This window comes from Tabrizicola sp. YIM 78059, assembly GCF_004959785.1.
Lineage (GTDB): Bacteria > Pseudomonadota > Alphaproteobacteria > Rhodobacterales > Rhodobacteraceae > Tabrizicola > Tabrizicola caldifontis.
This window is the reverse complement of sequence record NZ_SJZH01000078.1, coordinates 1-382: the sequence shown is the minus strand read 5'-3', so window position 1 is coordinate 382 and position 382 is coordinate 1. Positions and strand designations below refer to the sequence as shown.

1 protein-coding gene is annotated in these 382 nt (G+C 67.3%); it reads left to right on the top strand.

The window, feature by feature from the left end:
* On the top strand, nt 1–382 hold a 382-nt coding region (locus EZM81_RS18120), incomplete at both ends, for a DUF2460 domain-containing protein (RefSeq protein WP_136646751.1).

Genomic DNA, 382 nt, shown 5'->3' with positions numbered 1-382 from the left:
ACGGGCGCCTCCACGGCTTCCGCTTCAAGGACTGGGCTGACTTCAAGTCCTGCCTGCCCTCGCAGACACCGGGGCCAACCGATCAACCCATCGGCACCGGCACGGGGTCGGCCACCCAGTTCCAACTGGCCAAGCGCTACTCCTCCGGCGCGCAGTCCTGGACACGCGCGATCACCAAGCCCGTCGCCGGAACCGTGACCATCGCCCTGAACGGCACGCCGCAGGCCTCCGGCTGGTCCGTTTCCACAACCAGCGGTCTCATTACCTTCACCACGGCCCCTGCCGCTGGCGTCGCTATCACCGCAGGCTTCGAATTCGACGTCCCCGTCCGCTTCGACACTGACACCCTCGACGTCACCCTCGACCTCGAACGCCTCGGGTC